The sequence below is a fragment of the Stenotrophomonas sp. YJH_SMC_135 genome, from assembly GCF_059372355.1.
The window spans coordinates 663455-688513 of record NZ_JCAFVN010000002.1; the positions used below are offsets into that span (position 1 = coordinate 663455).

General features: G+C 67.1%; 21 protein-coding genes and 1 tRNA gene. 11 read left to right on the forward strand and 11 right to left on the reverse strand.

The annotated features are described in order from the left end of the window. Nucleotides 1-12: 12 nt before the first annotated feature. The 3 genes from rdgB to rph are packed head-to-tail and all read right to left on the reverse strand — an operon-like array spanning nucleotide 13 to nucleotide 1717. On the reverse strand, nucleotides 13-609 hold the full coding sequence (gene rdgB / locus AC5P98_RS09600; RefSeq protein WP_032956061.1) for an RdgB/HAM1 family non-canonical purine NTP pyrophosphatase: 597 nt from the start codon (nucleotides 607-609) through the stop codon (nucleotides 13-15). Continuing rightward, on the reverse strand, nucleotides 606-995 hold the full coding sequence (locus tag AC5P98_RS09605) for a VOC family protein (RefSeq protein ID WP_032956062.1): 390 nt from the start codon (nucleotides 993-995) through the stop codon (nucleotides 606-608). Before AC5P98_RS09605 ends, rdgB begins: the two co-directional genes overlap by 4 nt. Beyond that, complete coding sequence (gene rph / locus AC5P98_RS09610) at nucleotides 992-1717, reverse strand: ribonuclease PH (protein WP_014648280.1); 726 nt, start codon at nucleotides 1715-1717, stop codon at nucleotides 992-994. The genes AC5P98_RS09605 and rph overlap by 4 nt, the downstream gene beginning before the upstream one ends. A gap of 124 nt (nucleotides 1718-1841) precedes the next feature. Here rph and AC5P98_RS09615 point away from each other — a divergent pair, with 124 nt between their 5' ends. Further along, nucleotides 1842-2702 carry a YicC/YloC family endoribonuclease gene (locus AC5P98_RS09615; protein WP_005410888.1) on the forward strand — a complete coding sequence of 287 codons (861 nt, stop codon included), beginning with the start codon at nucleotides 1842-1844 and terminating at the stop codon, nucleotides 2700-2702. Nucleotides 2703-2759: 57 nt separating this feature from the next. Here AC5P98_RS09615 and selD read toward each other — a convergent pair whose 3' ends face one another. The 8 genes from selD to fdnG form a co-directional block, all read right to left on the reverse strand. Next, nucleotides 2760-3839, reverse strand: coding sequence for a selenide, water dikinase SelD (gene selD, locus AC5P98_RS09620; RefSeq protein WP_049408045.1), 1080 nt, complete (start codon nucleotides 3837-3839; stop codon nucleotides 2760-2762). A gap of 26 nt (nucleotides 3840-3865) precedes the next feature. After that, nucleotides 3866-3961 (reverse strand) — tRNA-Sec (locus AC5P98_RS09625). 24 nt (nucleotides 3962-3985) lie between these two features. Further along, complete coding sequence (selB, locus tag AC5P98_RS09630; RefSeq protein ID WP_049408043.1) at nucleotides 3986-5917, reverse strand: selenocysteine-specific translation elongation factor; 1932 nt, start codon at nucleotides 5915-5917, stop codon at nucleotides 3986-3988. Beyond that, a complete protein-coding gene (gene selA / locus AC5P98_RS09635) occupies nucleotides 5914-7338 on the reverse strand; it encodes an L-seryl-tRNA(Sec) selenium transferase (RefSeq protein ID WP_049408041.1) in 1425 nt (474 codons plus the stop codon). Before selA ends, selB begins: the two co-directional genes overlap by 4 nt. Nucleotides 7339-7342: 4 nt before the next feature. Beyond that, complete coding sequence (gene fdhE / locus AC5P98_RS09640; protein ID WP_049408039.1) at nucleotides 7343-8326, reverse strand: formate dehydrogenase accessory protein FdhE; 984 nt, start codon at nucleotides 8324-8326, stop codon at nucleotides 7343-7345. A gap of 231 nt (nucleotides 8327-8557) precedes the next feature. Further along, nucleotides 8558-9205: a formate dehydrogenase subunit gamma gene (locus AC5P98_RS09645; RefSeq protein ID WP_049408037.1), complete on the reverse strand. Its 648-nt coding sequence runs from the start codon at nucleotides 9203-9205 to the stop codon at nucleotides 8558-8560. Further along, entirely contained in the window at nucleotides 9202-10119 is a 918-nt protein-coding gene (fdxH, locus tag AC5P98_RS09650) for a formate dehydrogenase subunit beta (RefSeq protein WP_049408035.1), read from the reverse strand. The genes AC5P98_RS09645 and fdxH overlap by 4 nt, the downstream gene beginning before the upstream one ends. Nucleotides 10120-10129: 10 nt before the next feature. Further along, on the reverse strand, nucleotides 10130-13198 hold the full coding sequence (fdnG, locus tag AC5P98_RS09655; RefSeq protein ID WP_141098914.1) for a formate dehydrogenase-N subunit alpha: 3069 nt from the start codon (nucleotides 13196-13198) through the stop codon (nucleotides 10130-10132). A 290-nt stretch (nucleotides 13199-13488) separates the two neighbouring features. Between fdnG and gmk the strand changes: the two genes are divergently transcribed. The 10 genes from gmk (at nucleotide 13489) to AC5P98_RS09705 (ending at nucleotide 25020) form a co-directional block, all read left to right on the forward strand. Beyond that, nucleotides 13489-14154, forward strand: a complete 666-nt coding sequence (gene gmk, locus AC5P98_RS09660; protein ID WP_032956072.1) for a guanylate kinase — start codon at nucleotides 13489-13491, stop codon at nucleotides 14152-14154. A gap of 110 nt (nucleotides 14155-14264) precedes the next feature. Next, nucleotides 14265-14564, forward strand: a complete 300-nt coding sequence (rpoZ, locus tag AC5P98_RS09665) for a DNA-directed RNA polymerase subunit omega (protein ID WP_005410877.1) — start codon at nucleotides 14265-14267, stop codon at nucleotides 14562-14564. Between the two features lie 106 nt (nucleotides 14565-14670). Then, the gene (locus AC5P98_RS09670; protein WP_005418955.1) at nucleotides 14671-16833 is read left to right on the forward strand and encodes a RelA/SpoT family protein; all 2163 of its coding nucleotides are present in this window, start codon (nucleotides 14671-14673) and stop codon (nucleotides 16831-16833) included. Between the two features lie 149 nt (nucleotides 16834-16982). Beyond that, a complete protein-coding gene (locus AC5P98_RS09675) occupies nucleotides 16983-17369 on the forward strand; it encodes a RidA family protein (protein ID WP_005418954.1) in 387 nt (128 codons plus the stop codon). A 7-nt stretch (nucleotides 17370-17376) separates the two neighbouring features. Beyond that, a complete protein-coding gene (gene recG, locus AC5P98_RS09680; RefSeq protein ID WP_046432316.1) occupies nucleotides 17377-19488 on the forward strand; it encodes an ATP-dependent DNA helicase RecG in 2112 nt (703 codons plus the stop codon). 321 nt (nucleotides 19489-19809) lie between these two features. Next, nucleotides 19810-20748, forward strand: coding sequence for a nucleoside hydrolase (locus AC5P98_RS09685; RefSeq protein WP_049407499.1), 939 nt, complete (start codon nucleotides 19810-19812; stop codon nucleotides 20746-20748). 88 nt (nucleotides 20749-20836) lie between these two features. Further along, the gene (locus AC5P98_RS09690; RefSeq protein ID WP_010484049.1) at nucleotides 20837-21079 is read left to right on the forward strand and encodes a type B 50S ribosomal protein L31; all 243 of its coding nucleotides are present in this window, start codon (nucleotides 20837-20839) and stop codon (nucleotides 21077-21079) included. Between the two features lie 296 nt (nucleotides 21080-21375). After that, the gene (locus AC5P98_RS09695) at nucleotides 21376-22653 is read left to right on the forward strand and encodes a citrate synthase (protein WP_014648268.1); all 1278 of its coding nucleotides are present in this window, start codon (nucleotides 21376-21378) and stop codon (nucleotides 22651-22653) included. A 344-nt stretch (nucleotides 22654-22997) separates the two neighbouring features. Further along, nucleotides 22998-24062: a membrane protein gene (locus tag AC5P98_RS09700; protein ID WP_049419608.1), complete on the forward strand. Its 1065-nt coding sequence runs from the start codon at nucleotides 22998-23000 to the stop codon at nucleotides 24060-24062. 460 nt (nucleotides 24063-24522) lie between these two features. Then, on the forward strand, nucleotides 24523-25020 hold the full coding sequence (locus AC5P98_RS09705) for a CS1 type fimbrial major subunit (protein WP_049404508.1): 498 nt from the start codon (nucleotides 24523-24525) through the stop codon (nucleotides 25018-25020). Nucleotides 25021-25059: the final 39 nt, after the last annotated feature.

A 25059-nucleotide genomic window follows, 5' to 3' on the forward strand; every position in this document is an offset into this window, starting at 1 on the left:
TCAGGTCGGGCGTCAGTACAGCGTCGCCAGCTGTTGCTTGAGCTGCTGCAGGGCAACGGCACGGTGGCTGATGGCGTTCTTCAACGCCGGCTCCATTTCCGCGGCGGTCAGGCCGTGGGTGGTGTCCAGGAACACCGGGTTGTAGCCGAAACCATTCGTGCCACGCAGCTCACGGATGATCTGCCCTTCCCAGCGGCCTTCGCAGATCAGCGGCTGCGGGTCGGTGGCGTGGCGCAGCAGCACGATCACCGCATAGAAGCGGGCACTGCGCTGACCATCGGGAACACCGGCCATCGCGTCCAGCAGCTTGGCGTTGTTGGCAGCGGCGTTGGTCGGGTGGCCGGCATAGCGCGCGCTGTACAGGCCCGGTGCACCACCCAGGGCATCGACGATCAGGCCGGAATCATCGGCCAGCGCCGGCAGGCCGGTCGCTTCGCAGGCGGCGCGTGCCTTCAGCAGCGCGTTCTCGACGAAGGTCAGGCCGGTCTCTTCCACGTCGCCCAGGCCCAGCTCGGCGGCCGAGGTGATCTGCAGCGGCAGGTCGGCGAGGATCTCCTGCATCTCCACCAGCTTGCCGGCATTGTGGCTGGCCAGTACCAGTTTCTTCATTGACGGGGCTCCAACAGGTCCCAGGTGTTGCCATACAGGTCGCGGAATACCGCGACCGTTGCATAGGGTTCTTCGCGCGGTGCTTCCAGGAACTCGACGCCGGCGGCCAGCATCGCCGCGTGGTCGCGGTGGAAGTCGTCGGTGTTGAGGAAGAAGGCAACGCGGCCACCGGTCTGGTTGCCGATGCGGCTGCGCTGTTCCTCGTCGCTGGCACGGGCCAGCAGCAGGGCGGCGGCGCTGCCGTCGGTCGGGCCGACCACCACCCAGCGCTTGTGCCCCTGGTCGATGTCTTCGAGCAATGCGAAGCCGAGCTTGCCGGTGTACCAGGCAATGGCTTCGTCATAGTCGGCCACCACCAGGGTGGTCAGGGCGATGCGCCGGTTCATGCCGACAGCGCCGCCTGCTGCGCGGCCAGCAGCTCGGCCACGCCCTTCTCGGCCAGGCCCAGCAGCGCGTCCAGTTCATCGCGACGGAAGGCGTGGCCTTCGGCGGTGCCCTGCAGCTCGATGAAGCCGCCACCGTCGTTCATCACCACGTTCATGTCAGTGTCGCAGTCGCTGTCTTCGGCGTAGTCCAGGTCCAGCACCGGGGTGCCGCGGTACACGCCCACCGACACTGCTGCAACTGCGCCCAGGACCGGGTTGCGCTTGATGTCGCCACGCTTCATCAGCACGTTCACCGCATCGACCAGGGCCACATAGGCGCCGGTGATGGCGGCGGTGCGGGTGCCACCGTCGGCCTGCAGCACGTCGCAGTCGAGGGTGATGGTGCGTTCGCCCAGCGCATTGCGGTCCACGCAGGCACGCAGGCTGCGGCCGATCAGGCGCTGGATCTCCAGCGTGCGACCGCCCTGCTTGCCACGGGCCGCTTCGCGGTCGCTGCGGGTATGGGTGGCGCGCGGCAGCATGCCGTACTCGGCGGTGACCCAGCCTTCGCCCTTGCCGCGCAGGAAGCCCGGCACGCGGTTCTCGACGCTGGCGGTGCACAGCACGCGGGTTTCACCGAAGCACACCAGCACCGAACCTTCGGCGTGGCGGGTGAAGCCGCGTTGGATGACGACCGGGCGGAGCTGGTCGGGCTGGCGGCCGCTGGGGCGGGAGTCGGACATGGTGCGGGTTCCGTAATGGCGAGGGAGTACGCCGCCACGCCCGCGGCCTTCACGGGGCGGGCAAGGGGGCTCTGGTGAGGGCGCTAGGGTACCATTCCCCCTTTGCACGCACCGGACACATTCCATGATTCGAAGCATGACCGCCTATGCCGGCGGCGAGCGGGTCACCCCGTGGGGCACGCTGGGCTGCGAGCTGCGCTCGGTCAACCACCGCTTCCTGGAGGTCGGCACCCGCCTGCCCGAGGAACTGCGGGCGCTCGAACCGCAGCTGCGCGAGCGTATCGCCGCGCGCCTGAGCCGCGGCAAGCTGGATCTGGTGATGCGCCTGCGCGCGCCGGAGGCGGCTGCCAACCTGCAGGTGGACGAGGCCCTGCTGGGCCAGCTGGGCCGCCTGGCCCACCGCCTGACCTCCGATTTCCCGAACCTGCAGGTCAGCTTCACCGATCTGCTGCAGTTGCCGGGCGTGACCCGCGGCGAGGCAACGGATGCCGCCGCCCTGCAGGTCGAGGCGCTGGCCCTGCTGGACCAGGTGCTGGACGGCTTCGTCGAAGCGCGTGAGCGCGAAGGCGGCAAGCTGGCTGCGGCCATCAGCGAACGCGTGGACGGCATCGAACGCATCGCCACCGAAGTGCGCACCTTGATTCCGGCCATTCGCGACGGCCAGCGCGCCAAGCTGGCCGCCCGTCTGGCTGACCTGCCGCACCCTGTCGACCCGGGCCGTGCGGAGCAGGAGCTGGTCCTGTGGCTGCAGAAGCTGGACGTGGATGAAGAGCTGGACCGGCTCGGCAGCCATATCGTCGAGATCCGCCGCGTGCTCAAGCAGCGCGAGCCGGTCGGCCGCCGCCTGGACTTCCTGCTGCAGGAGTTCAACCGCGAAGCCAATACGCTGGGCTCGAAGTCGGTGGACAGCCGCACGTCCAATGCCGCGGTGGAGCTGAAGGTGCTGATCGACCAGATCCGCGAGCAGGTGCAGAACATCGAATGATGTTGCATCCAGCGATACAGCAGGGGCGCCTTCGGGCGCCCTTGTCGTTCCAGCGCATCAGCGCACGCTGACGCCCGGCGCCCCTTCACCCAATCGCCCGACCACGGCGGCTTGACCGAACCCTGCGTCGTGGAAGCAGGCCAGCACCGCATTCACTGCCTCGGGGGTGCAGGACACCAACAGCCCGCCACTCGTCTGCGGATCGGTCAGCAGTGGCTGCCAGTGGCCGGCCAAGCGCTCGGCGAAGCGCACTTCGGCGCCGTACGAGGCCCAGTTGCGGGCGGAGGCGCCGGTCACGCAGCCGCGCTGCAGCAGCTCCAGCGCCTGCGGCAGCAGCGGCACCTGTGCACTGTCCACTTCGGCAGCGACGCCGCTGGCGCGGCACACTTCCAGCAGGTGGCCGAGCAGGCCGAAGCCGGTGACGTCGGTCATCGCGTGCACGCCGTCCAGCGCGGCCAGCGGCACGCCCACGCTGTTCAGGCAGGTGGTCGACGCGATCATCTGCCGGTAGCCCTCTGCATCCAGCACTTCTTTCTTCAGCGCCGACGAGTACACGCCCACGCCCAACGGCTTGCCCAGCACCAGCACATCGCCGGCGCGGGCATCGGCATTGCGCTTGAGCCGTTGCGGGTCGAGCACGCCGATCGCGGCCAGGCCGTAGATCGGTTCCACCGAGTCAATGCTGTGACCACCGGCCACCACGATGCCGGCATCGGCGCAGGCGCGTTCGCCACCCTGCAGGATGCCGCGGATGGTGTCCTGCGGTAGCGTGTTGATCGGCATGCCGACGATGGCCAGTGCGAACAGCGGGCGCGCGCCCATCGCATACAGGTCCGACAGCGCGTTGGTGGCCGCGATGCGGCCGAAGTCGAACGGGTCGTCGACGATCGGCATGAAGAAGTCGGTGGTGGCGACGATTGCCTGCCGGTCATCGAGGCGGTACACCGCGGCGTCGTCGCTGGTCTCGCGGCCCACCAGCAGTTCGGCCGGTGCGGGAAGTGCTGGAACGCCGCGCAGCAGTTCGCTCAGCACGCCCGGCGCGATCTTGCAGCCGCAGCCGCCGCCATGCGCGAGAGAGGTCAGTCGTTGCGGGGCATCGGCCGTGGATGGGGCGGGTGACTGCGCGTGCGTGGCCATGCCGACATCTCCTGCGGAAACACGAATGGCGGAAGGCAGCAGGAGTCGAACCTACCAGGGAACGATCGACGCCCCCTACTGGGTTTGAAGCCCAGCCACATGCCCGGATGCGCATGCCTTCCGAAAGTACGGCGGTACCGGTGGGCTCAGTCGCGGGCTGCGTTCCACTGCAGGTCGCCGCGCGGCCGATGCTGGTCACCGACGCGTCGAGTGTAGCCAACGCGATTGAAGAACTCCAAGATCTGGATGCTGCGTTTGCGGCCCAGGCCGATGGCATCGCGGAAGGCCGCCGCATCCACCGCGCCGCTGGCCTGTGACAGCTGCGCGACCATCGCGGCGAGTTCCGCAATGCGCGCGGGTGCATAGAACAGGTCCGGCACCACCTGGAACAGTTCGCCACGTGCGGCGGCGCGGCGCAGGACGGCGCGGACATCGTCTTCGGTCAGTCCGAAGTCGGCGGCCAGAGTACGCACCCACGGCGGATCGAAGCCACCGGCGTGCAGTTGCGGCAGCACGCGTTCCAGCAGCAGGCGCTCGCGTTCCGGTGGCGCATGGTCATGGCCGGGCAGGCGCCACCAGGCGCCCACGCGCTGCAGTGCGCCGTCAGCGAGCAGGTCCTGCAGCAGCGCATTCCAGAGCCCCGTCGCAAGCGCGGGCAGGGTGCTGCGTTGCAGGCGCCCGCTGTCGACACCGGGTTCGTCCGGGCGTCGCTCATGCCAGCTATGCAGCGATGTGATCACCTGCTCGCGCAGCACCTGCCAGTGCGAGGCAAGGATGACCACCGTGTCCTCGCGGGTGATGATGCGCTGTGCGTCTGCAGGAAGATCGATCCGGTCGGCCGCGCGCCGGCAGTAGCGTTGCAGCGCGGCCATGGCAATGCCGAAGGGCGCCTGCTGCAACAGCGGGCCGATTCCCGCACCTGTGGCCAGCTGCTCCAGTGCGCCCAGCCAGGCGAGCCGTGCCGGGCTGCGCCGGCGCCGCTGTGGCGGGTCCGGGTCGAGCACGACGCCACCGCCCAGCGTGTGGGTCGCGGCGGAATCGCGGGCGATGAAGCGATCACCACACATCGCACAGACCGGTGCATCGAAGACCAGCTGCACCAACTGCCCATCACCTTGGTCACGGTCCTCCAGCAGCACCACATGGGCCTGCCGGTGCATCGTGCCCCAGTGGATGTGCAGGGGTGCCCAGGCGCGCAGTGGTGCTGCCCGTGCGGACAGGCGCAGGCGCACATCGACGCGGGTGGTGGCCAGCAGCGCGCGCGGGTCGGCAATCCAGTCGCCACGATGAATCTCGTCGCGGGCGATGGCGGCCAGGTTCAACGCGCAGCGCTGTCCGGCCATCGCGTGTTCGCTGGCCTGGTTCTGCGCGTGGATGCTGCGTATGCGCACTTCAGTGGCGGCCGGCATCAGCTGCAGATGCTCGCCCACCGCGGCGACACCGCCATGTACCGCGCCGGTCGCCAATGTGCCGTGGCCGGCCAGCGAGAACACGCGGTCCACCGGCATGCGGAACAGCTCGCTGCGCAGCGCGGCCTGGCGCGCGTTGGCATCGCCGGCGGCCCATGCGTGCAGGTGGGTGCGCAGGGCGTTGATGCCTGCGTCATCGGGGGACGTGCTGTTGCAGGCGAACACGGGGGAACCCTGCAGCGGCGTTCCGGCCAGCAAAGCGGCAATCTCGATCTCGACCCGGGCGATGCGCGCGGCGTCCACGCGGTCGATCTTGGTCAGCGCCACCGCGCCGCGATCCACGCCCAGCAGCTGCAGGATCGCCAGATGCTCGCGGGTCTGCGGCATCACGCCGTCGTCGGCGGCGACGACCAGCAGGGCGACATCGATACCGGTGGCGCCGGCCACCATCGTGTGGACGAAGCGCTCATGACCCGGCACATCGACGAAACCCAGCATCGCGGCGGGGCCTGTGCCGTTCGCGCTTTCCACCGGGACATAGGCATAGCCCAGTTCAATGGAGATGCCGCGCGTGCGTTCTTCCTGCAGGCGATCGGTTTCGATGCCGGTCAGTGCCCGCACCAAGCGCGTCTTGCCATGGTCGATATGCCCGGCGGTGCCGACGATCATGGTTGCAGCATGCTCCATTGGGCGAGGAAGTCCGCTTCGTCGGCCGGTTCCAGGCAACGCAGGTCCAGCCACAATGCGTCCTCGCCGATGCGGCCCAGCACCGGTCGCGGCAGCTGGCGCAGGCGCTTGGCCAAGCGGTCCAGGCCGCCACGTTGCGCAGTGATGATGCGCAGGCCGGCACTGCCGAGCTGCGCCTGTGGCTGCGCACCACTGCCGATCTGGCTGTGCATCCGTGCCTGTTCAAGCATGTAGCCGGTCGGCAGCGCCGAGCGCAGCGGCGGCAGCAGGCGCTGGGCCTGCGCATCCATGTCCTGCTGCGTGCGCGAGAGCGTACGCAGTGTCGGCAGCCGTTGCGCCAGCAGCTCCGGCTCGCGGTACAGCGCCAGTACCGCCTCCAGCGCGGCCAGGCCCATCTTGTCCATGCGCAGCGCACGCTTGAGCGGGTTGCGGTTGATCCGCGCGATCAGGTCGGCGCGGCCGGCGATGATGCCGGCCTGCGGCCCACCCAGCAGCTTGTCGCCACTGAACGAGACCAGGTCGGCACCGGCCGCCAGTGTTTCCTGCACGGTCGGCTCGTGTGGCAGGCCGAAGGCCGCCAGGTCGCACAGGCTGCCGCTGCCCAGGTCCACCACCAACGGCAGGCCATGGTCGTGCGCGATCGCTGCCATCGCCGCGGTGTCGACCTTGGCGGTGAAGCCGGTGATCGCGTAGTTGCTGGCGTGCACCTCCATCAGCAGTGCGGTGCGCGCGCCGATGGCATGGGCGAAGTCGGCCGGGTGGGTGCGGTTGGTGGTGCCCACTTCCAGCAGCCGCGCGCCGGCACTGCGCATCACATCGGGAATGCGGAAGGCACCGCCGATCTCCACCAGTTCGCCGCGCGACACCACCACTTCGCGGCGGTTGGCCAGGCTGTTGAGCAGCAGCAGGACCGCCGCCGCATTGTTGTTGACCACGGTGGCGGCTTCGGCACCGGTCAGCTCGCAGACCAGCGCCTGCACCCGTGCATCGCGGTCGCCGCGGCGGCCGCGGGTGATGTCGAATTCCAAGTCAACCGGTGCGGTCATCGCGCGGGTGACGGCCTGCACCGCGGCCTCGGGCAGCAGGGCGCGACCCAGGTTGGTATGCAGCACGGTGCCGGTCAGGTTGAACATCGGCTGCAGGTTCAGCCGTGCATCGGCGATGAGTGCGGCGTCGAGCGCCGCGACCAGTGCCGGGCCTTCAATGGCCTGATGCAACTGCTCGGCCGAGAGCTGCGTGGCACTGATGCGCTCACGCAGCGCCTGCAGATGCACGCGCAGCAACTGGGTGATGCGGCTGCGGCCGTGGCCCTCGATCAGTGTTGCCAAGGCAGGCAGGCGCAGCAACCGGTCCAGCGAGGGCAGCGCGGAAGCCGATGCCGGGGTGGGGGGCGTGGCTGTCATCGCCTCACTCGCCGTCGGACTGCCACAGCAGCGGATTCTGGCTGGCGCGTGCATAGCCTTCCTCGCCCAGCAGCAGGTCCAGCGCCAGCGTGCCAAGGTCATCAGCCACCGGTTCCAGCGACGGATCTTTTTCCAGATACAGGATCTTGCGGTAGCTGTGGCAGTGGTCGCAGGTTTCTGCACGTACCGCGCTCTCGCGCACCGCCTGGCCGGTATCGCCGTCGGCATCAGCCAGGGCGCGATAGGCGATGTCCTTGCCAGCGGCGCCACACTGGCTGCACTGCACGCGCACGTAGTGCCACTGGCAGGCGCACAGCGAGCACGACATATAGCGGTATGAAGCATAGGGCGGGCGGGCCTGCACCACGCTGGCCACCGGCAGGGTGCCGCACAGCGGGCACAGCCCTGGCGCATCGGCCAGCGGCTTCAGGTCGCTGGGGCGGAAGCTGGCCGCCAGTACCGCCCAATACACCTGCAACGCGTTCATCACCAGCAGCGCAGCGACCGCGTCGACCGGGGGCGCGTCATCGCGTTCCAGCACGGCGTGGGCCTGCGCATCCAGCCAGGTGTCGTCGGCGGCGGCGACGCGCAGCAATTCCTGCCGTGTTTCCGCCGGTAGCCCCGCTTCGTCGGCGCAGTGCCGGCACAGCGTGCGCAGCCAGTCGCGCCAGCGCCCGTCCAGATGAAGCGTGTTGGCGGGCCGCAACGGCATGCCGGCACTGGCGGCCGCGCTGGACTGCTGCGCGCGCGCGTGGTCCTGCAGCGCCTCGCGTTGCTGGGGTGTCAATTCCTCCAGCAGCGCCTGCTGTGCGTCGGCCAATGCCGCCAGCAGCTGCAGGTAACCGCCGATGGCGCTGTGCGCGGCCAGGCTGCGCAGGCGCGCCGCGCGTGTGGCGAACAGCGATCCGGTATCAGGCAGGATGATGCGCGGCACGTCGCGCGAGGCGAGCGTCTCGATCTCACCGGGTTCAAGGATGCGTTGCGCCATGCAGGGCCAGCCAGAAGAACCAGCCTCCATCCTCGCCGTTGTCGGCGCTGGCGTCCAGCGCACTGTAGGCCATTTGAAATGGTCGGGGTCAGATCCGTTTTCCACAGGAAAACGGATCTGACCCCATCGGTTGTTGCCGTGTTCATCGTGTCGACCAAGGTCGACACCTACCAAAAGCACCGGGGAACTGTCGAAGGCGCCTCTGCAGGTGCAGGGCCGCAGGCCCTGCCGTTACCCCTCTTCCCGACGTCCGCGCAGGATGTCGCGGAACCACTGCCGGTGGTGCTTGTACGCCCACCCATAGGTCACCTTGCCCTGGGTCATCGCCCGCACCGAGCCCTTGATCCAGAGCGCCGCATAGATGTGCACCACGATCGCGCACACCAGCACCCAACCGAACAACGCATGGGCCAGCACCGAGAAGCGGATCAGCCCGATCGGGAAGAGATGGCTGAAGTATTGCCGCCAGATCACGAAGCCGGTCAGCAGCAGTGCCGACAGGCAACCAATGATCGCCCAGAACAGGAGCTTCTGGCCGGCATTGAAGCGGCCCACCGGCGGCAGCCTCTCATCCTCGTTGCGCAGTACATCGCGCATGCCGCGCATCCATGCGCGATCGTCGGCCGTCGGCAGATTGTCGCGCCACATGCGGAACGCCAGCAGCGCAAAGCCGACCACCATGGCCAGCCCGATGAACGGATGCAGGATGCGCGTCCACGGGCCGCCACCGAACAGCTGGGTCAGCGGAAACAGCGCGGGATGGAACAGTGCCAGCCCGGACAGCGCCGTCAGCACGAAGCAGATCGCCACGATCCAGTGATTGATGCGGGTCGGCGCGCGGTAGCGGATGATCTGCCGCGGGTGCGGGGCGTACTTCATGGCCGCTGCTCCTCTTCGATCTTCCTCGCCTCGTGTTCGGCTTCCTCTTCTTCCTCGTCATTGACCGTGTTGCGGCCGATGCCGATGTAATGCAGGAAGCCGGCGAAGGCGGTGGCGGCGATCGCCAGCACGCCCAGCGGCTTGGCCACGCCCTTCCAGACTTCCACCATCGGGCTGATCCGCGGGTCCTTGGGCAGGTCGGCGTACAGCTCCGGCTTGTCCACATGCTGCAGCACGTACATCACGTGGGTGCCACCCACGCCCTGCGGGTCGTACAGGCCGGCGTTCTCGTAGCCGCGCGATTTCAGGTCTTCCACGCGGCCGGCCGCGTGCTCGGTCATCGCCTGCTTGCTGCCGAAGGTGATCGCCCCGGTCGGGCAGGTCTTCACGCAGGCCGGTTCCTGGCCCACCGCCACCCGGTCCGAACACAGCGTGCACTTGTAGGCCTTGTGGTCCTTCTTGGAAATGCGCGGCACGTCGAACGGGCAACCGGTCACGCAGTAGCCGCAGCCGATGCAGTTCTCTTCCTGGAAGTCGACGATGCCGTTGGCGTACTGGATGATCGCGCCCGGCGACGGGCAGGCCTTCAGGCAGCCCGGGTCGCTGCAGTGCATGCAGCCCTCCTTGCGGATCAGCCACTCCAGCTTGCCCTTCTCGTCCTCGTACTCGCGGAACTTCATCACCGTCCACGACTGGTCGCTCAGGTCGGGCGGGTTGTCATAGCTGCCAACGCAGCTGCCGACCTCGTCGCGCAGGTCGTTCCATTCCATGCAGGCGACCTGGCAGGCCTTGCAGCCGATGCATTTGCTCACATCGATCAGCTTGGCGACCTGGCCGGTGTGCGCACCGCGCGCTTCCGGCGAGGGCGTGGTGGTGGCCGAGCGGCGGATGATGTCCAGCGATTGCAGTGACATGGCGTGTCTCCTACACCTTCTCGACCTTGACCAGGATGCACTTCGATTCGGGCGTCTGCGAGTTGCCGTCACCGATGGCGTTGGTCAGCGTATTGGCGATGTATCCAGGCTTGGCCGCACCGAGGAAGCCCCAGTGGATCGGCACGCCCACCTGGTGCACGGTCCGGCCATCGATCTTCAGGGCCTTGATGCGCTTGGTCACCATCGCCACCGCTTCGATGTGTCCACGCTTGGAACTGACCCGCACGCGGCTGCCGTTGCTGATGCCCAGCTCGTCGGCCAAGGCCGCGCCGATCTCGACGAACTGCTCGGGCTGGATGATGGCGTTCAACTTGCCGTGCTTGGTCCAGAAGTGGAAGTGCTCGGTCAGGCGGTAGGTGGTGGCCACATGCGGGAACTCGTCCGGCGAACCGATCTGTGCGCGATCGCTGGCGAATACGCGGGCGGCCGGGTTGTTCAGCGTCAGTGCCTGGCCGGGGCTGAGCGGATTGCTGCGCAGTGGCGTGTCGAATGGCTCGTAGTGCTCCGGGAACGGCCCTTCGGCCATGCCGGCCTTGGCGAAGAAGCGGGCGATGCCTTCCGGGTTCATGATGAACGGGCCCATCCCGCCGGCGGGATCTTCGTCGGCCTTGAAGTCCGGTACGTCCACGCTGCCCCAGTTCTTGCCGTTCCAGGCCAGCAGCGTGCGGCGCGGGTCGAACGGCTGGCCGGCCACGTCGCACGACGCGCGGTTGTACATCACGCGGCGATTGGCCGGCCACGCCCAGGCCCAGCCCAGCGTGTTGCCGATGCCGGTGGGGTCGCTGTTGTCACGCCGCGCCATCATGTTGCCGGTCGGGCCCCAGGCACCGATGTAGATCCAGCAGCCGGAGGAGGTGCTGCCATCGTCGCGCAGGTCGCCGAATGCGGCCAGCTGCTCGCCGGCCTTGCGCACCAGCCTGGTCGGGTCCTTGGGATCGAACACGTCGGCCAGCGCCTTGCCGTTGTATTCCATCGCCAGCTCTTCCGGCGTCGGCAGCTCCGGGTTGGAATACTTCCAGGCCAGGTCGCGCACCGGATCCCACCACGCACCGCCGTCCTTCTCGTACATCGCCTTGATGCGATGGAACAGCTCGGACATGATCTCGATGTCGCTGCGCGCTTCACCCGGCGGATTGGCGCCCTTCCAGTGCCACTGCAGCCAGCGCGAGGAATTGACCACCGCGCCGTTCTCCTCGGCGAAGGACGTGGTGGGCAGGCGGAATACTTCGGTCTGGATCGTGCTCGGGTCGACGTCGTTCAACGCGCCGTGGTTCTGCCAGAAGGCGATGGTCTCGGTTTCCAGCGGGTCCATGCTGACCATGAACTTCAGCTTGGAGAACGCGCTGATCAGCTTGCCCTTGTTAGGCGCCGAGGCCAGCGGGTTGAAACCCTGGCAGATGTAGCCGTGGATCTTGCCCTCGTTCATCAGCTCGTACGCCTGCAGCATGTCGTACGGCTTGTCGAGCTTGGGCAGGTAATCGAAGCACCAGTTGTTGTCGGCGGTGGCGGCATCGCCCCACCACGACTTCATCAGGCTGACGTGGAACTTCGGATAGTTCTGCCAGAACGACATCTGGTTGGCGCGCAGCGGCTTCTGCGTGCGCTTGGCGATGTAGGCGTCGTAGTCCTGCTCGTCCTGCCTCGGCAGCGTCAGGTAGCCGGGCAGCAGGTCGGACATCAGGCCGATGTCGGTCAGGCCCTGGATGTTGGAATGCCCGCGCAGCGCGTTCATGCCGCCACCGGCCACGCCGATGTTGCCCAGCAGCAGCTGCACCATGGTGCCGGCACGCACGTTCTGCGCGCCGATCGAGTGCTGCGTCCAGCCCAGCGCGTACAGGATGGTCATCGCCTTGTCCTTGCCGGCGGTGGACGCGATCATGTCCCAGATCTGGCGGATGCTGTCGGCCGGCGTGCCGCAGATGCGCTCGACCATCTCCACGGTGTAGCGCGCGTAGTGTTGTTTCAGCAGGTTGTAGACGCAGCGCGGGTCCTTCAGCGTCGGGTCGCTGCGTACGTAGCCGTCGTCACCGTAGGCGTAGTCCCAGCTGGAACGGTCGTAGCTGCGCTTTTCTTCGTTGTAACCCGAATACAGGCCGTCCTTGAAGGCGAATTCGTCCTTCACCAGGAACGGCATGTCGGTGTAGTTCAGCACGTACTCGTGCTGGATGCGGTCCTCGGTCAGCAGGTAGTTGATCAGGCCGCCCAGGAACACGATATCGGTACCGGTGCGGATCGGCGCGTACACGTCGGCCACCGCGGCCGAGCGGTTGAAGCGCGGATCGACCACGATCAGCCGGGCCTTGTTGTGTGCCTTGGCCTCGGTCACCCATTTGAACCCGCACGGGTGCGCCTCGGCGGCATTGCCACCCATGATCAGGATCAGGTCGGCATTCTTGATGTCGACCCAGTGGTTCGTCATCGCACCACGGCCTAGCGTCGGGGCAAGACCTGCCACCGTCGGGCCGTGTCAGACACGTGCCTGGTTGTCGAATGCCAGCATGCCAAGGGAGCGGACGACCTTGTGGGTCAGCACCGCGGTTTCATTGCTGGTGGCCGAGGCCGCCAGCATGCCGGTGGTCAGCCAGCGGTTGACTGTCTGCCCGGCTTCGTTCTTCTGCACGAAGTTGGCATCGCGGTCTTCCTTCATCAGCCGCGCGATGCGGTCCAGCGCATCGTCCCAGCTCAGCCGCTTCCACTCGTTCGAGCCCGGCGCGCGGTACTCGGGGTAGAGCAGGCGCGACTTGCTGTGGATGATGTCGGCCAGGCCGGCGCCCTTCGGGCACAGCGTGCCGCGGTTCACCGGATGGTCCGGGTCGCCTTCGATATGGAAGATGCTCGGCTCGGCGTTCTTGGCACCATCGCCGAGGCTGTACATCAGGATGCCGCAGGCCACCGAACAGTAGGTACAGGTGTTGCGGGTCTCGGTCGCGCGGGTCAGCTTGTACTGCCTGACCTCCGCGAGCGCGATGCCGGGCGCGAAGCCCATCAATGCCAGGCTGGAGCCGACCAGGGTTGTCCCGGTCACTTTCAGGAACTGGCGGCGGCTCATCGATGGCATGCCGTTCTCCTGGGATGGCGGGGAGGCACGGGCCTCCGGGCTGTCGTTGGGTACGGCCCGGTTATAGCACAGGCCCCCGCACGCCCATGTGGCACAAGGCCCGGCGCCGGCGGGGCGGGCGCGCAACGGGGCCGCTCTGGTAAAGTTGCGTGCCCGCCCCCCGGGGAAGCGTCTGCCGGGCCTGGTTCCAGGATGTTCCGCGCAGCCCCCGCCGTCCTGGCGCGATCCTCCGCGCCGGATCTGGAACACCGAGGAAAAATTTTGCGAAATCAACCCGTTGGATCCCCCGCATGAGCGCCCCGTCGAAGCCGTCGGACGCCGTTGCGCGCGGCACGCTGTACATCGTTGCCGCCCCCTCCGGCGCCGGCAAGAGCAGCATCGTCAATGCCACCCTGGCGCGTGACCCGCAGATCGCGCTGTCGATCTCCTTCACCTCGCGCGCGATGCGCCCGGGGGAAGTGAACGGCCAGCACTACCATTTCGTCTCTGCGGAAAGGTTCGAAGAAATGATCGCCGCCGGCGACTTCTTCGAGCATGCGTGGGTGCACGGCGACTGGAAGGGCACGGCCCGGCAGTCGGTGGAGCCGCAGCTGGCCGCCGGCCAGGACGTGCTGCTGGAAATCGACTGGCAGGGCGCGCAGCAGGTGCGCCAGCTGGTGCCGGGCACGGTCACCGTGTTCATCCTGCCGCCGTCCAAGCAGGCCCTGCAGGATCGCATGCGCAAGCGCGGCCAGGACAGCGAGGCGGTCATCGCCCAGCGCCTGGGCGCGGCGCGCGATGAAATGCTGCACTTCAACGAGTTCGACTACGTCATCGTCAACGAGGTGTTCGACACCGCCGTGGACGAGTTGTGCGCCATCTTCACCGCCAGCCGCCTGCGCCGGGAGGCCCAGAAGGTCCGCCACGCCGGCCTGATCCAGGCCCTGCTGACTCCCGATCCGGGCGCAACTGACTGATTCCAAAAGAATCGGGTAGGGGTTGGCTTGATTTTGTCCAGCTCCTGCCAGTACACTCCGTCCCCTTTCCCTCATTCGACTGAGCGGCCGACCGGTCGCCGGGAGCCCGTATGGCCCGCATCACCGTAGAAGATTGCCTGGAAGTCGTTAACAACCGTTTCGAACTGGTCATGATGGCATCCAAGCGTGCCCGCCAGCTCGCCAACGGCGTGCAGGCCACGCTGGACAACAGCGAGACCGAGGACAAGCCGACCGTGCTGGCGCTGCGCGAAATCGCCGCCCGCAAGATCGACAACGCGCTGATCGACGAAGTCGAGAAGGCCGAGCGTGAGCGCGCCGAGCGCGAAGCGCTGGAGTGGGCTGCCGCCGAAGTGGTCGCTGACGAAGACATGTCCAAGAACGACGATTGATCGCATCGATCAACGTAATCGTTGGATACACCGAACAGCCCGCCCCGTGCGGGCTGTTTCGCATTCAGGATTTGCCGTAAACGTCGCGCTGGAATAGGCTGCGGGCATGAACCCAGGCCCCACTGCCAAGGTCGCCGCAGCCCCCACTGCCGCCGTACCCGACTACGTCCTCCAGCTTGAACGCGCCGCCCATTACCTGCCGCCGGAACAGCTGCCGCTGTTGCGCCGTGCCTGGGAAGTCGGAGCCTCCGCGCACGCTGGGCAGACGCGCAAGTCGGGTGAGCCCTATATCACCCACCCGGTGGCGGTGGCCCAGGTGCTGGCCGAGCTCGGCCTGGACGTGGAAGCGCTGATCGCCGCGATCCTGCACGACACCATCGAAGACACGCCGCTGACCCGCGAGGCGCTGGCCGCCGAGTTCGGCGAAGCCGTGGCCGAACTGGTCGACGGCGTTACCAAGCTGGACAAGCTGAAGTTCCGCGACCGTCAGGAGGCGGCCGCCGAGAGCTTCCGCAAGATGCTGCTGGCGATGTCGCGCGACCTGCGCGTGATCATGATCAAGCTGGCCGACCGCCTGCACAACATGCGCACGCTGGGTGCGCAGAGCCGCGAAGCGCGCGGCCGCATCGCCCGCGAGACGCTGGAGATCTACGCGCCGATCGCCCAGCGCCTGGGCATGAGCCTGGTCAAGAGCGAGCTGCAGAACCTCGGTTTCAAGGCGCTGTACCCGTGGCGCCACGCCATCATCGAGAAACACATCCGTAGCCAGCCGGTGGTGCGTCGCGAGGCGATGGCACAGGTGGAAGTGCAGCTGTCGCAGCGCCTGGCCAAGGAGGGTATCGAGCATCGGCTGATCAGCCGCATCAAGACCCCGTGGAGCATCTACAACAAGATGCGCGACGAGAACAAATCCTTCGACCAGGTGATGGATGTGTTCGGCTTCCGCCTGGTCGTGCGCAGCGTGCCCAGCTGCTACCACGCGCTGGGTTCGGTGCATGCCACGTTCAAGCCGCTGGATGGCCGTTTCCGCGACTTCATCGCCATTCCCAAGGCCAACGGTTACCAGTCGCTGCACACGGTGCTGTTCGGGCCGTATGGCTCGCCGATCGAAGTGCAGATCCGTACCGAGGAAATGGACCTGATCGCCGAACGCGGCGTGGCCGCGCACTGGACCTACAAGTTCGGCGGCGATTCGCCCAACAGCGCACAGAGCCGTGCCCACGCGTGGATCGTCGAGCTGATCGACTCGCAGCGTGCCGCCGGTTCCTCGCTGGAGTTCCTGGACAACGTCAAGGTCGACCTGTTCCCGGACGAGGTCTACCTGTTCACGCCAAAGGGCAAGATCCTGGCCCTGCCGCGCAACTCCACCGCGCTCGATTTCGCCTACGCCGTGCATACCGACGTCGGCAACATGGCGGTGGCCTCGCGCGTGGACAAGAAACTGGTGCCGCTGCGCACCAAGCTGGTGTCGGGGCAGTCGGTGGAGATCATCACCGCACGCTCGGCCACGCCGAAACCGCAGTGGCTGGAATTCGTGGTTACCAGCAAGGCGCGCACCGCCATCCGCCACCAGCTCAAGCAGCTGGAGCACGAGGATGCCGTGCAGCTGGGCCACCGCATGCTCGACCGTGCGCTGGAGGCGATGGATTCGTCGCTGGAGCGGCTGCCGAAGGGGCGTCTGGATGCGTTCCTGGCCGAACACCGCTTCCCGCGCCTGGAAGCCCTGCTGGCCGAGGTCGCACTGGGCAACTGGATGCCGACCCAGGCCGCGCAGGCGCTGATGGCCTACGCCGAACTGCGTGGCGGCCCGCATTCGCGCCACCACTCGCAGGAAAAGATCCTGATCAACGGCAGCGAGCGTGGCGTGGTCACCTTCGCCGGCTGCTGCCAGCCGATTCCCGGCGACGAGATCATGGGCTACCACACCGCCGGCAAGGGCATCGTGGTGCACCGCATGGACTGCCCGAACCTGGCCGAGCTGCGCAAGTCGCCCGAGCGCTGGGTGCCGATCGGCTGGGACACCACCGTCTCCGGCGACTACGACACCTCGCTGGTGGTGGAAGTGGAGAACGGCACCGGCGTGCTGGCACAGCTGGCCGCTGCCATCGCGCAGAGCCACTCCAACATCGAGCGCGTGGACTACCTGGATCGCGATTTCAACGCCGCCGTGCTGGCGTTCAACATCCAGGTGCGCGACCGCAACCACCTGGCCGAAGTGATGCGCCGCCTGCGCCGCCTGTCGGTCGTGCAGTCGGTACGCCGCCAGTAGGTCCACGCCATGCGTGGATGACGTTCCGCGCACACGACATACGGGGTCGGATCCGTTTCCCGCCGGGAAACGGATCCGACCCCCAGCCGATGCCGCGCCCACCCGGTACAATCACCGCTCTGTTTTCCCCCAAAGCACCGGAGCGACCCATGTCCCGCCAGATCATCAACACCGAAAAGGCCCCCGCCGCCATCGGCCCGTACTCGCAGGCCGTGCGCGCCGGCAACACCGTGTACTTCTCCGGCCAGATCCCGCTTGACCCGGCCACCGGCGACATCGTCGGCGCTGGCGACGTCGAAGCGCAGGCCCGTCGCGCCTTCGACAACCTCAAGGCCGTGGCTGAAGCCGCCGGCGGCTCGCTGGACAAGGTCGTGCGTCTGGGCCTGTACCTGACCGACCTGGGCGAGTTCGCCAAGGTCAACGCGGTCATGCAGGACTACTTCCAGGCCCCGTACCCGGCCCGTTCCACCATCGAAGTCTCCGGCCTGCCGAAGGGCGCCAGCTTCGAGGTCGACGCGGTGATGGTCATCGACTGACCACCACGTGGCACGCAAGGCGGCGGTCACCCCGGTCCTGTCACCGTCCGGCGAAGCATCCCTGGCGATGCTCGCCGGCGTCGGTCCGGCCGTGGCCGCCAAACTGCAGGCGCGTGGCCTGGCCACCCTGCAGGATCTCTGGCTTCACCTGCCCCTGCGCTATGAAGACCGGACCCGGCTGACCCGCATCGAAGACCTGCGCAACGGCGTGCCGGCGCAGGTGGAAGGGCGGGTGGTCGCCGTCGAGCGCGGCATGCGCTACCGGCCGATGCTGAAGGTCGCGGTGGAGGACGAAGGGCAGGGCACCCTGGTGCTGCGCTTCTTCCATTTCCGCCAGCAGCAGGTCGGCCAGTTCGCGGTCGGCAACCGGCTGCGCTGCTTCGGCACGCCCAAGCCCGGCCACCTCGGCCTGGAAATCGTCCATCCCAGCTACCAGGTGCTGGGCCGCAACGATGATCCCGAACTCGGCGACCGCCTCGACCCGGTGTATCCCACCGTCGAAGGCGTGGGCCCGATGACGATGCGCAAGCTGATCGGCCAGGCCCTGGATCGCCTGCCCGAGGAGAGCACGCTGGAACTGCTGCCCAGCGGTTGGCTCGATGGCCTGGGCCTGCCGTCGCTGCGCAGCGCGCTGCTGACCGTGCACCGGCCACCGCCGGATGCCGACCTCGCCGCGCTGGCCGCAGGCACCCACCCGGCGCAGCGCCGCCTGGCGATGGAAGAACTGCTGGCCCACCACCTCAGCCTGCGTCGCCAGCGCATTGCCTTGCAGGCACACCATGCGCCGCCGCTGGCTGGTCCTGGCAAGCTGGCCAAGGCGCTGCTGAAGCAGCTGCCGTTCGCGCTCACCGGCGCGCAGGCGCGCGTGTTCAAGCAGATCCGTGAAGACCTCGCGCGCCCCAGCCCGATGCTGCGGCTGGTGCAGGGCGACGTCGGTTCCGGCAAGACCGTGGTGGCCGCACTGGCGGCGATGCTGGCGGTGGAGCAGGGCAAGCAGGTCGCATTGGCAGCGCCCACCGAACTGCTGGCCGAACAGCATCTCAACAACCTGCGCGGCTGGCTGGAGCCGCTCGGTGTGCGTATCGCCTGGCTGGCCGGCAAGGTCACCGGCAAGGCGCGCGCCAAGGTGATGGAGCAGGTCGCCAGCGGCGAAGCGCAGGTGGTGGTCGGTACCCACGCGCTGATGCAGGAGGCGGTGGTGTTCCAGGATCTGGCCTTGGCCATCGTCGACGAACAGCACCGCTTCGGCGTGCACCAGCGCTTGGCGCTGCGCGACAAGGGCGCGGGCGGCAACAGCGTGCCGCACCAGCTGGTGATGACCGCCACGCCGATTCCGCGCACGCTGGCGATGTCCGAGTACGCGGACCTGGATGTGTCGGCCATTGATGAACTGCCACCGGGACGCACGCCGGTGCAGACCGTCGCCCTCAACAATGACCGTCGCCCGGAACTGATCGAGCGCATCGCGCTGGCCTGCGAGGAAGGGCGGCAGGTGTACTGGGTGTGCACGCTCATCGAGGAAAGCGAAGAACTGGATGCCACCCCGGCGCAGGCCACCTACGAATCGCTGCAGGCACTGCTGCCCGGCGTTCGCGTGGGGCTGGTGCACGGACGCCTGAAAGCCGCCGAAAAGCTGGCGACGATGGTGGCGTTCAAGACCGGCGAGATCGACCTGCTGGTCGCGACCACGGTCATCGAAGTAGGTGTGGACGTACCCAATGCTTCGTTGATGGTGATCGAGAACGCCGAACGCCTCGGCCTGGCCCAGCTGCACCAGCTGCGCGGCCGCGTGGGGCGTGGTTCGGCGGTATCGCGCTGCGTGCTGCTGTACCAGGCTCCGCTTTCGCAGATGGCGCGCGAGCGTCTGCAGACCATGCGCGAAACCAACGATGGTTTCGTCATCGCCGAGAAGGATCTGGAACTGCGCGGCCCCGGCGAACTGCTGGGCACCCGCCAGACCGGCCTGGCCGGTTTCCGCATTGCAGACCTGGCCCGCGACGCCGGCCTGCTGCCCGGCGTGCATGACCTGGCCGAGCGACTGCTGGCCCAGCAGCCCGCGTTGGCCGATCGCGTGGTGCAGCGCTGGATCGGCACCGCCGTGCGCTACGCCTCGGCGTAAGTGGCGGGGTCAGGCCCCTTTGCACAGCAAAGGGCTCTGACCCCATCCCCGGGACGCTCATCCACGCACGGCGTGGATCCACTGTAGAGCCGAGCCCACGCTCGGTTGCTGTGCGCGTTGCGCGCGGGAGTCGAGCATGGCTCGACTCTACAGAGAGCTCTTCCCTGCCATCCGCGGGAAACCCGTTTTCGGCGTTGCTGTTGAAGTTGTCGGCCAGCGGCCGGCACTACCGCGGGTGCAGGTCGCAGCCCTGCCGCCCCCCATACTTGCAACGGTCATCATCCCGGTCCACACTTCGTTGCCGATCTGAAGACGGCAACGATGACCCACAAGATCCCCCTGTTGATCGACACCGACCCCGGTGTGGACGACGCCCTGGCCCTGCTGATGGCCTTTGCCGATGAACGGCATGACGTGGTCGCCCTGACCATCGCCGCCGGCAATGTCGGCCTGCAGTACACCGTCCGCAACGCCCTCAAGCTCTGCGACATCGTCGGCCGCACCGACGTGCCGGTGTTTGCCGGCAGCCCGGATCCGCTGCTGCATCCTTCCGTAGACGCTGCCCACGTGCATGGCCGTGATGGCTATGGCGACGTGGACCTGCCGCCGCCGAGCCGCCAGGCCGAAGCCGAGCATGCTGCGCTGGCCATCCTGCGCCTGTCGCACGCGCATGCCGGCGAACTGATGCTGGTGATGCTTGGCCCGCTGACCAACCTCGCGCTGGCACTGAAGCTGGACCCGACCCTGCCCCAGCGCATCAAGCGCATTGTGGTGATGGGCGGCGCGGTCACCTGCCACGGCAACATCACCCCGGCGGCCGAATTCAACATCGCCTTCGATCCGGAAGCGGCGCATGTGGTGTTCACCTCGTTCAAGCATCTGCTGGTGTCGGACTGGGAGGCCACCGTCGCCCACGGCCTGCCGCTGGAAGAAGCCGAGAAATGGCTGCAGGCCGATTCCGATCGCGCCCGCTTCTACGAGCTGATCTCGCGCAAAACCCGTGGCCTGTCCGAAGACAGCAAGGGCGGCCGCTGGTACACCGCCGACGCGGTTGCCATGGCCTGGGCACTGAACCCGGAAGGGCAGCTTCGGGTCGAGTCGCGTCCGCTGAACGTGGAGCTGAATGGTACGTTCAGCCGCGGCGCCACCATCGTCGACTGGAACCGCCAGACCGGCCAGCCGGACAACTGCGATCTGCTGATGGCCTACGACCAGCAGCGTTTCGAGGCCCTGGTACGCCAGGCCCTGGGCGCGGACTGAAGCCGATTGACCGGCACCGGTTGCCCCGGGCGGCAACCGGTGCTTATAATGCCGCTCTTGACCACCAGCCCATTTACGGTGTGAGCCCATGAAGGCCGATATCCATCCGAACTACCGCGACGTCGTCTTCCATGACGTCACCTCCGATTTCAAGATCCTGACCCGCTCGACCATGGCGACGAAGGAAACCATCAAGTGGGAAGACGGCAACGACTACCCGCTGGTGAAGGTTGAAATTTCCTCGGCTTCGCACCCGTTCTACACGGGCAAGCACAAGGTCATCGACACCTCGGGCCGTATCGACAAGTTCCAGAAGCGCTACGCGCGCTGATCTGTCGATCCAGCTTCGAACCGACGGCCGCGCTCTGCGCGGCCGTTTGTTTTTCCCCAACGCCTACCCAACGGGCGTTTGGATGGACAGAACACTGCGTTCGTGTGACAACGCTTTTGCCGATCCGGGCCGCTTGCTGGCCGGGTTCTGGCCGCCTGCCGTCTACGACTTCTGTCTAGCGCCGGGCAAATGCTGCTGTGCGATAATGGCATGATCCCCGGCACAGGCCGAGGACGTCATTCACGTGCCTGACCAATGCGCTTGGGCAGGCGCCTTCCCATGAAGGAGCGCACACAGTGTCCGATCTTGATCAGGTCACGCTCAACGCCGGCGATAAGTCCGTCGTTCTGCCCGTCATCAAACCCACCCTTGGCAACGACTGCGTCGACATCGCGAAGCTGACCAAGGAAACGGGGTTTTTCACCTACGATTCCGGCTTCACCGCGACGGCCAGCTGCAAGTCCGCCATCACTTACATCGACGGCGACAAGGGCGTGCTGCTGTACCGCGGCTACCCGATCGAGCAGCTGTCGGAAAAGTCGAGCTACGTCGAAGTGGCCTACCTGCTGATCAACGGCGAGCGCCCGAGCGCCGAGCAGCTGAAGGCCTTCACCGATGAGCTGACTGCCGAAGCCAATGTCGACGACTCGATCAACACCCTGATCGGCAGCTTCGCCAAGGACGCCCACCCGATGGCCATCCTGGCTGCTGCGATCGCGCAGCTGTCGGCCATCTACCACGACGCGCTGGACCTGTCCGACGCCGAACAGCGCCGCCAGGCCGCCGTGCGCCTGATCGCCAAGGTGCCGACCCTGTCGGCGCTGATCTACCGCCATGGCAAGGGCCTGCCGGCCAACAAGCCGGACACGTCGCTGGACTACGTCAGCCGCTTCCTGAAGCAGACCTTCGAGTCGGCTGACGGCCAGTACGATCTGAACCCGGATGTGGTCAAGGCGCTGGACCTGCTGTTCATCCTGCACGCCGACCACGAGCAGAACGCCTCGACCTCGACCGTGCGCCTGGTCGGTTCGACCGGTGCCAACCCGTACGCGTCGGTCGCCGCGGGCGTCACCGCGCTGTGGGGTCCGGCCCACGGCGGTGCCAACGAAGCCGTGCTGAAGATGCTGGAAGAGATCGGCAGCGCCGACAACGTCGAGTCCGCCGTGGTCAAGGCCAAGGACAAGACCTCCGGCTTCCGCCTGATGGGCTTCGGCCACCGCGTCTACAAGAACTTCGATCCGCGCGCCAAGGTCATCGGCGAGATGACCAGCAAGGTGCTCAAGCAGCTGGGCGTGCAGGATCCGCTGCTGGACGTGGCCGTGAAGCTGGAACAGGCCGCGCTGCAGGACGAGTACTTCGTCGCGCGCAAGCTGTACCCGAACGTCGATTTCTACAGCGGCATCATCTACAAGGCGCTGCAGATCCCGACCGAAATGTTCACCGTCATGTTCGCCCTGGGCCGTACCTCCGGCTGGGTCTCGCATTGGCTGGAACAGCAGGTCGATCCGGAAATGAAGATCGGCCGTCCGCGCCAGGTCTACACCGGCAGCGATGTGCGCGACTACCAGGGCTGATCGCCCGCGTAGGTTGTGCCGAGAACGCCCCGCATGCGCGGGGCGTTTTTTTTTTCTGCCGCCCTGGTGGGTGCCAACCAAGGTTGGCACGCTTTCGACACTCGCGAAAAACCATCCACGCATGGCGTGGATCCACTTGTTCCCGCCCCTGGTTGGCACGCTTCCCCATCCACGCGTGGCATGGATTTACCGCGTTCCCGCCTTTGGTAGGTGCCAACCTTGGTTGGCACGCTCTTCAACGCGCCAAGACCGCGTGATTCAGGGGTCTCACCAGCTTCACAAGCGCTCGCGCAGCCTCAGGACGCCAGCTGCATTCGCAGCACCTGAAATGGAGCGTCCATCCGATGAGTACCCGATTCGACCCACCCGAGCGCGGCCCGCTCGGCGCTGACGTCGCCGCTGTCGTCACTGCCCCCATCGTTCCGCCCGCCAGCGAAAGCGCGGTGTCGTGGGGAGCCATCTTCGCTGGCGCCGCCGCCGCCGCTGCGCTCTCTCTCATCCTGCTGATCCTCGGCGTGGGCCTGGGGTTGTCGTCGGTGTCGCCCTGGTCGTTCGAAGGCGTCAGCAAGGAAACCTTCGGCTGGTCCAGCATCGCCTGGCTCACCTTCACCGCGCTGGCCGCTTCCGGCCTGGGTGGCTATCTGGCGGGTCGCCTGCGCACCAAGTGGACGCAGATCCACGGCGACGAAACCTACTTCCGCGACACCGCGCACGGCTTCGTGTCGTGGGCGGTGGCCACGCTGCTGACCGCGGGCCTGCTGACGTCGGCCATCGGTGGCGTGCTGGGTGCGGGCGCAAAGGTGGCCGGCGCCACTGCCGGTGCCGCTGCGTCCACCGTCGGCGTGGCTGCAGCCGGTGCCAGCGGCGCTGTGGCGGCTGCACCGGAAGGCGACCTCGACTATTGGGTGGATGCGCTGTTCCGCAGCACGACCCACGCAGGGCAGGCCGATCCCGCAGCGCCGCCGCCGGGCGCACCGATGGACCCGGATGCCGCGCCACCGCCGGCAGCGGGCGCCGGTCCGCGCGACGCGCGCATGGCCCCACCGCCGCGACCGGCGCCGGGCAACGGTCCGATCGGCGATCGCCGCGAAGTGCGTGCCGAAGTGAACCGCATCATCGTCAACAGCCTGCAGGGGGAAGGCCTGGATCCGGCCGATACCCAGTACCTGTCACAGCTGATCGCGCGCGAGACCGGGATGAGCCCGGCTGAAGCGCAGGCCCGCGTGACCGATGTGCAGACCCGCATGCGTGCAGCGCTGCAGAAGGCCAGGAATACCGCCAAGCAGGCTGCCGACGATGCGCGGAAGGCGACCGCCTACGCCGCATTGTGGCTCTTCATCACCCTGCTGATCGGCGCGTTCTTCGCCAGCCTCAGCGCCACCTGGGGCGGCCGCCGCCGCGACCTGTAATCCACCCTTCCATGCAAGGAGACCTGCCATGAAGATGATTCTGCTCTGGTTGCTGGGCGTGCCGATTCCGCTGCTGATCCTGTACGCGATCTTCTTCTGATCGCGCACCACCGCGTCGTGTCATCAGGCCGCCGAAAGGCGGCCTGATGCCATCCCGCAGATCCACGCCACGCGTGGATGCCCCACAGTAGAGTCGAGCCATGCCCGACTCTACAAACGCAATGCAATGAGGTTTATTGCATTCAAACAGTGAGGGAAATTGCATAACCCTCAAACATAGAGCGCCTTCAAAAATTCTCCTTAACGGTCAACGTTTTAGGAATGCTTGAATGGCCTGCACGGCAATGGATTTCTAACATTCTCTCCGTCGCCCGCACCCATCCCCGCGGGCGGCGCTTCCCTCCCTTTTCTCCTTGGGGAGGGGAGCTTTCAAATTCCCCCTTGTCCGAGAGAGACAACCATGCACGCCATTATCAAGAAGGCCGCGCTCGCTGCAGCGCTGGCTACTGCTTCGCTGTCCGCGCACGCGCTGGAAACCAAGATCACCGTCTACGCCGACGTCGACCCGACCCTGGCGCTGCTGCGCGACGATGGCACCCCGCTGCCGGACACCGTGCAGCTGACCCACGATCCGCTGCGTGGCCTGCTGCCGTCGACGCAGCAGGTGCGCATCCATTCCAATGACGAAACTGCGGACATCCAGGTTCGCCTTCGCCAGACGCCGGAGCTGCTCAATGGCAGCACCCGCGTACCGCTGGCCGTCAGCCTGAATTCCGATGCGCTGACCACGTCGGTCACCGAGCTCAAGGCGGCCGACCTGTTCAACGGCGCCAGCTCGACGCCCGGTGCCTCCATCCCCATGCCGCTGACCATCGCCCAAGGCGGTGCCGGCGGCCCGCTTACGGTCAACGGCCGCTACGAAGGCGTTGTCTTCATCGTCATGAACCAGAAGCCCTGATCCACGGCTTCCCGCGCCGGCCCGCACCCCGGGCCGGCC

Coding starts and splice junctions, on each gene's coding strand:
- AC5P98_RS09690 (WP_010484049.1), top strand. CDS start 20,837: ATGAAGGCCGATATCCATCCGAACTACCGCGACGTCGTCTTCCATGAC.
- AC5P98_RS09670 (WP_005418955.1), top strand. CDS start 14,671: ATGAACCCAGGCCCCACTGCCAAGGTCGCCGCAGCCCCCACTGCCGCC.
- AC5P98_RS09700 (WP_049419608.1), top strand. CDS start 22,998: ATGAGTACCCGATTCGACCCACCCGAGCGCGGCCCGCTCGGCGCTGAC.
- selD (WP_049408045.1), bottom strand. CDS start 3,839: ATGGCCACGCACGCGCAGTCACCCGCCCCATCCACGGCCGATGCCCCG.
- AC5P98_RS09615 (WP_005410888.1), top strand. CDS start 1,842: ATGATTCGAAGCATGACCGCCTATGCCGGCGGCGAGCGGGTCACCCCG.
- AC5P98_RS09675 (WP_005418954.1), top strand. CDS start 16,983: ATGTCCCGCCAGATCATCAACACCGAAAAGGCCCCCGCCGCCATCGGC.
- selA (WP_049408041.1), bottom strand. CDS start 7,338: ATGACAGCCACGCCCCCCACCCCGGCATCGGCTTCCGCGCTGCCCTCG.
- rdgB (WP_032956061.1), bottom strand. CDS start 609: ATGAAGAAACTGGTACTGGCCAGCCACAATGCCGGCAAGCTGGTGGAG.
- AC5P98_RS09605 (WP_032956062.1), bottom strand. CDS start 995: ATGAACCGGCGCATCGCCCTGACCACCCTGGTGGTGGCCGACTATGAC.
- rpoZ (WP_005410877.1), top strand. CDS start 14,265: ATGGCCCGCATCACCGTAGAAGATTGCCTGGAAGTCGTTAACAACCGT.
- rph (WP_014648280.1), bottom strand. CDS start 1,717: ATGTCCGACTCCCGCCCCAGCGGCCGCCAGCCCGACCAGCTCCGCCCG.
- selB (WP_049408043.1), bottom strand. CDS start 5,917: ATGATCGTCGGCACCGCCGGGCATATCGACCATGGCAAGACGCGCTTG.
- AC5P98_RS09645 (WP_049408037.1), bottom strand. CDS start 9,205: ATGAAGTACGCCCCGCACCCGCGGCAGATCATCCGCTACCGCGCGCCG.
- fdxH (WP_049408035.1), bottom strand. CDS start 10,119: ATGTCACTGCAATCGCTGGACATCATCCGCCGCTCGGCCACCACCACG.
- AC5P98_RS09685 (WP_049407499.1), top strand. CDS start 19,810: ATGACCCACAAGATCCCCCTGTTGATCGACACCGACCCCGGTGTGGAC.
- gmk (WP_032956072.1), top strand. CDS start 13,489: ATGAGCGCCCCGTCGAAGCCGTCGGACGCCGTTGCGCGCGGCACGCTG.
- AC5P98_RS09705 (WP_049404508.1), top strand. CDS start 24,523: ATGCACGCCATTATCAAGAAGGCCGCGCTCGCTGCAGCGCTGGCTACT.
- fdhE (WP_049408039.1), bottom strand. CDS start 8,326: ATGGCGCAACGCATCCTTGAACCCGGTGAGATCGAGACGCTCGCCTCG.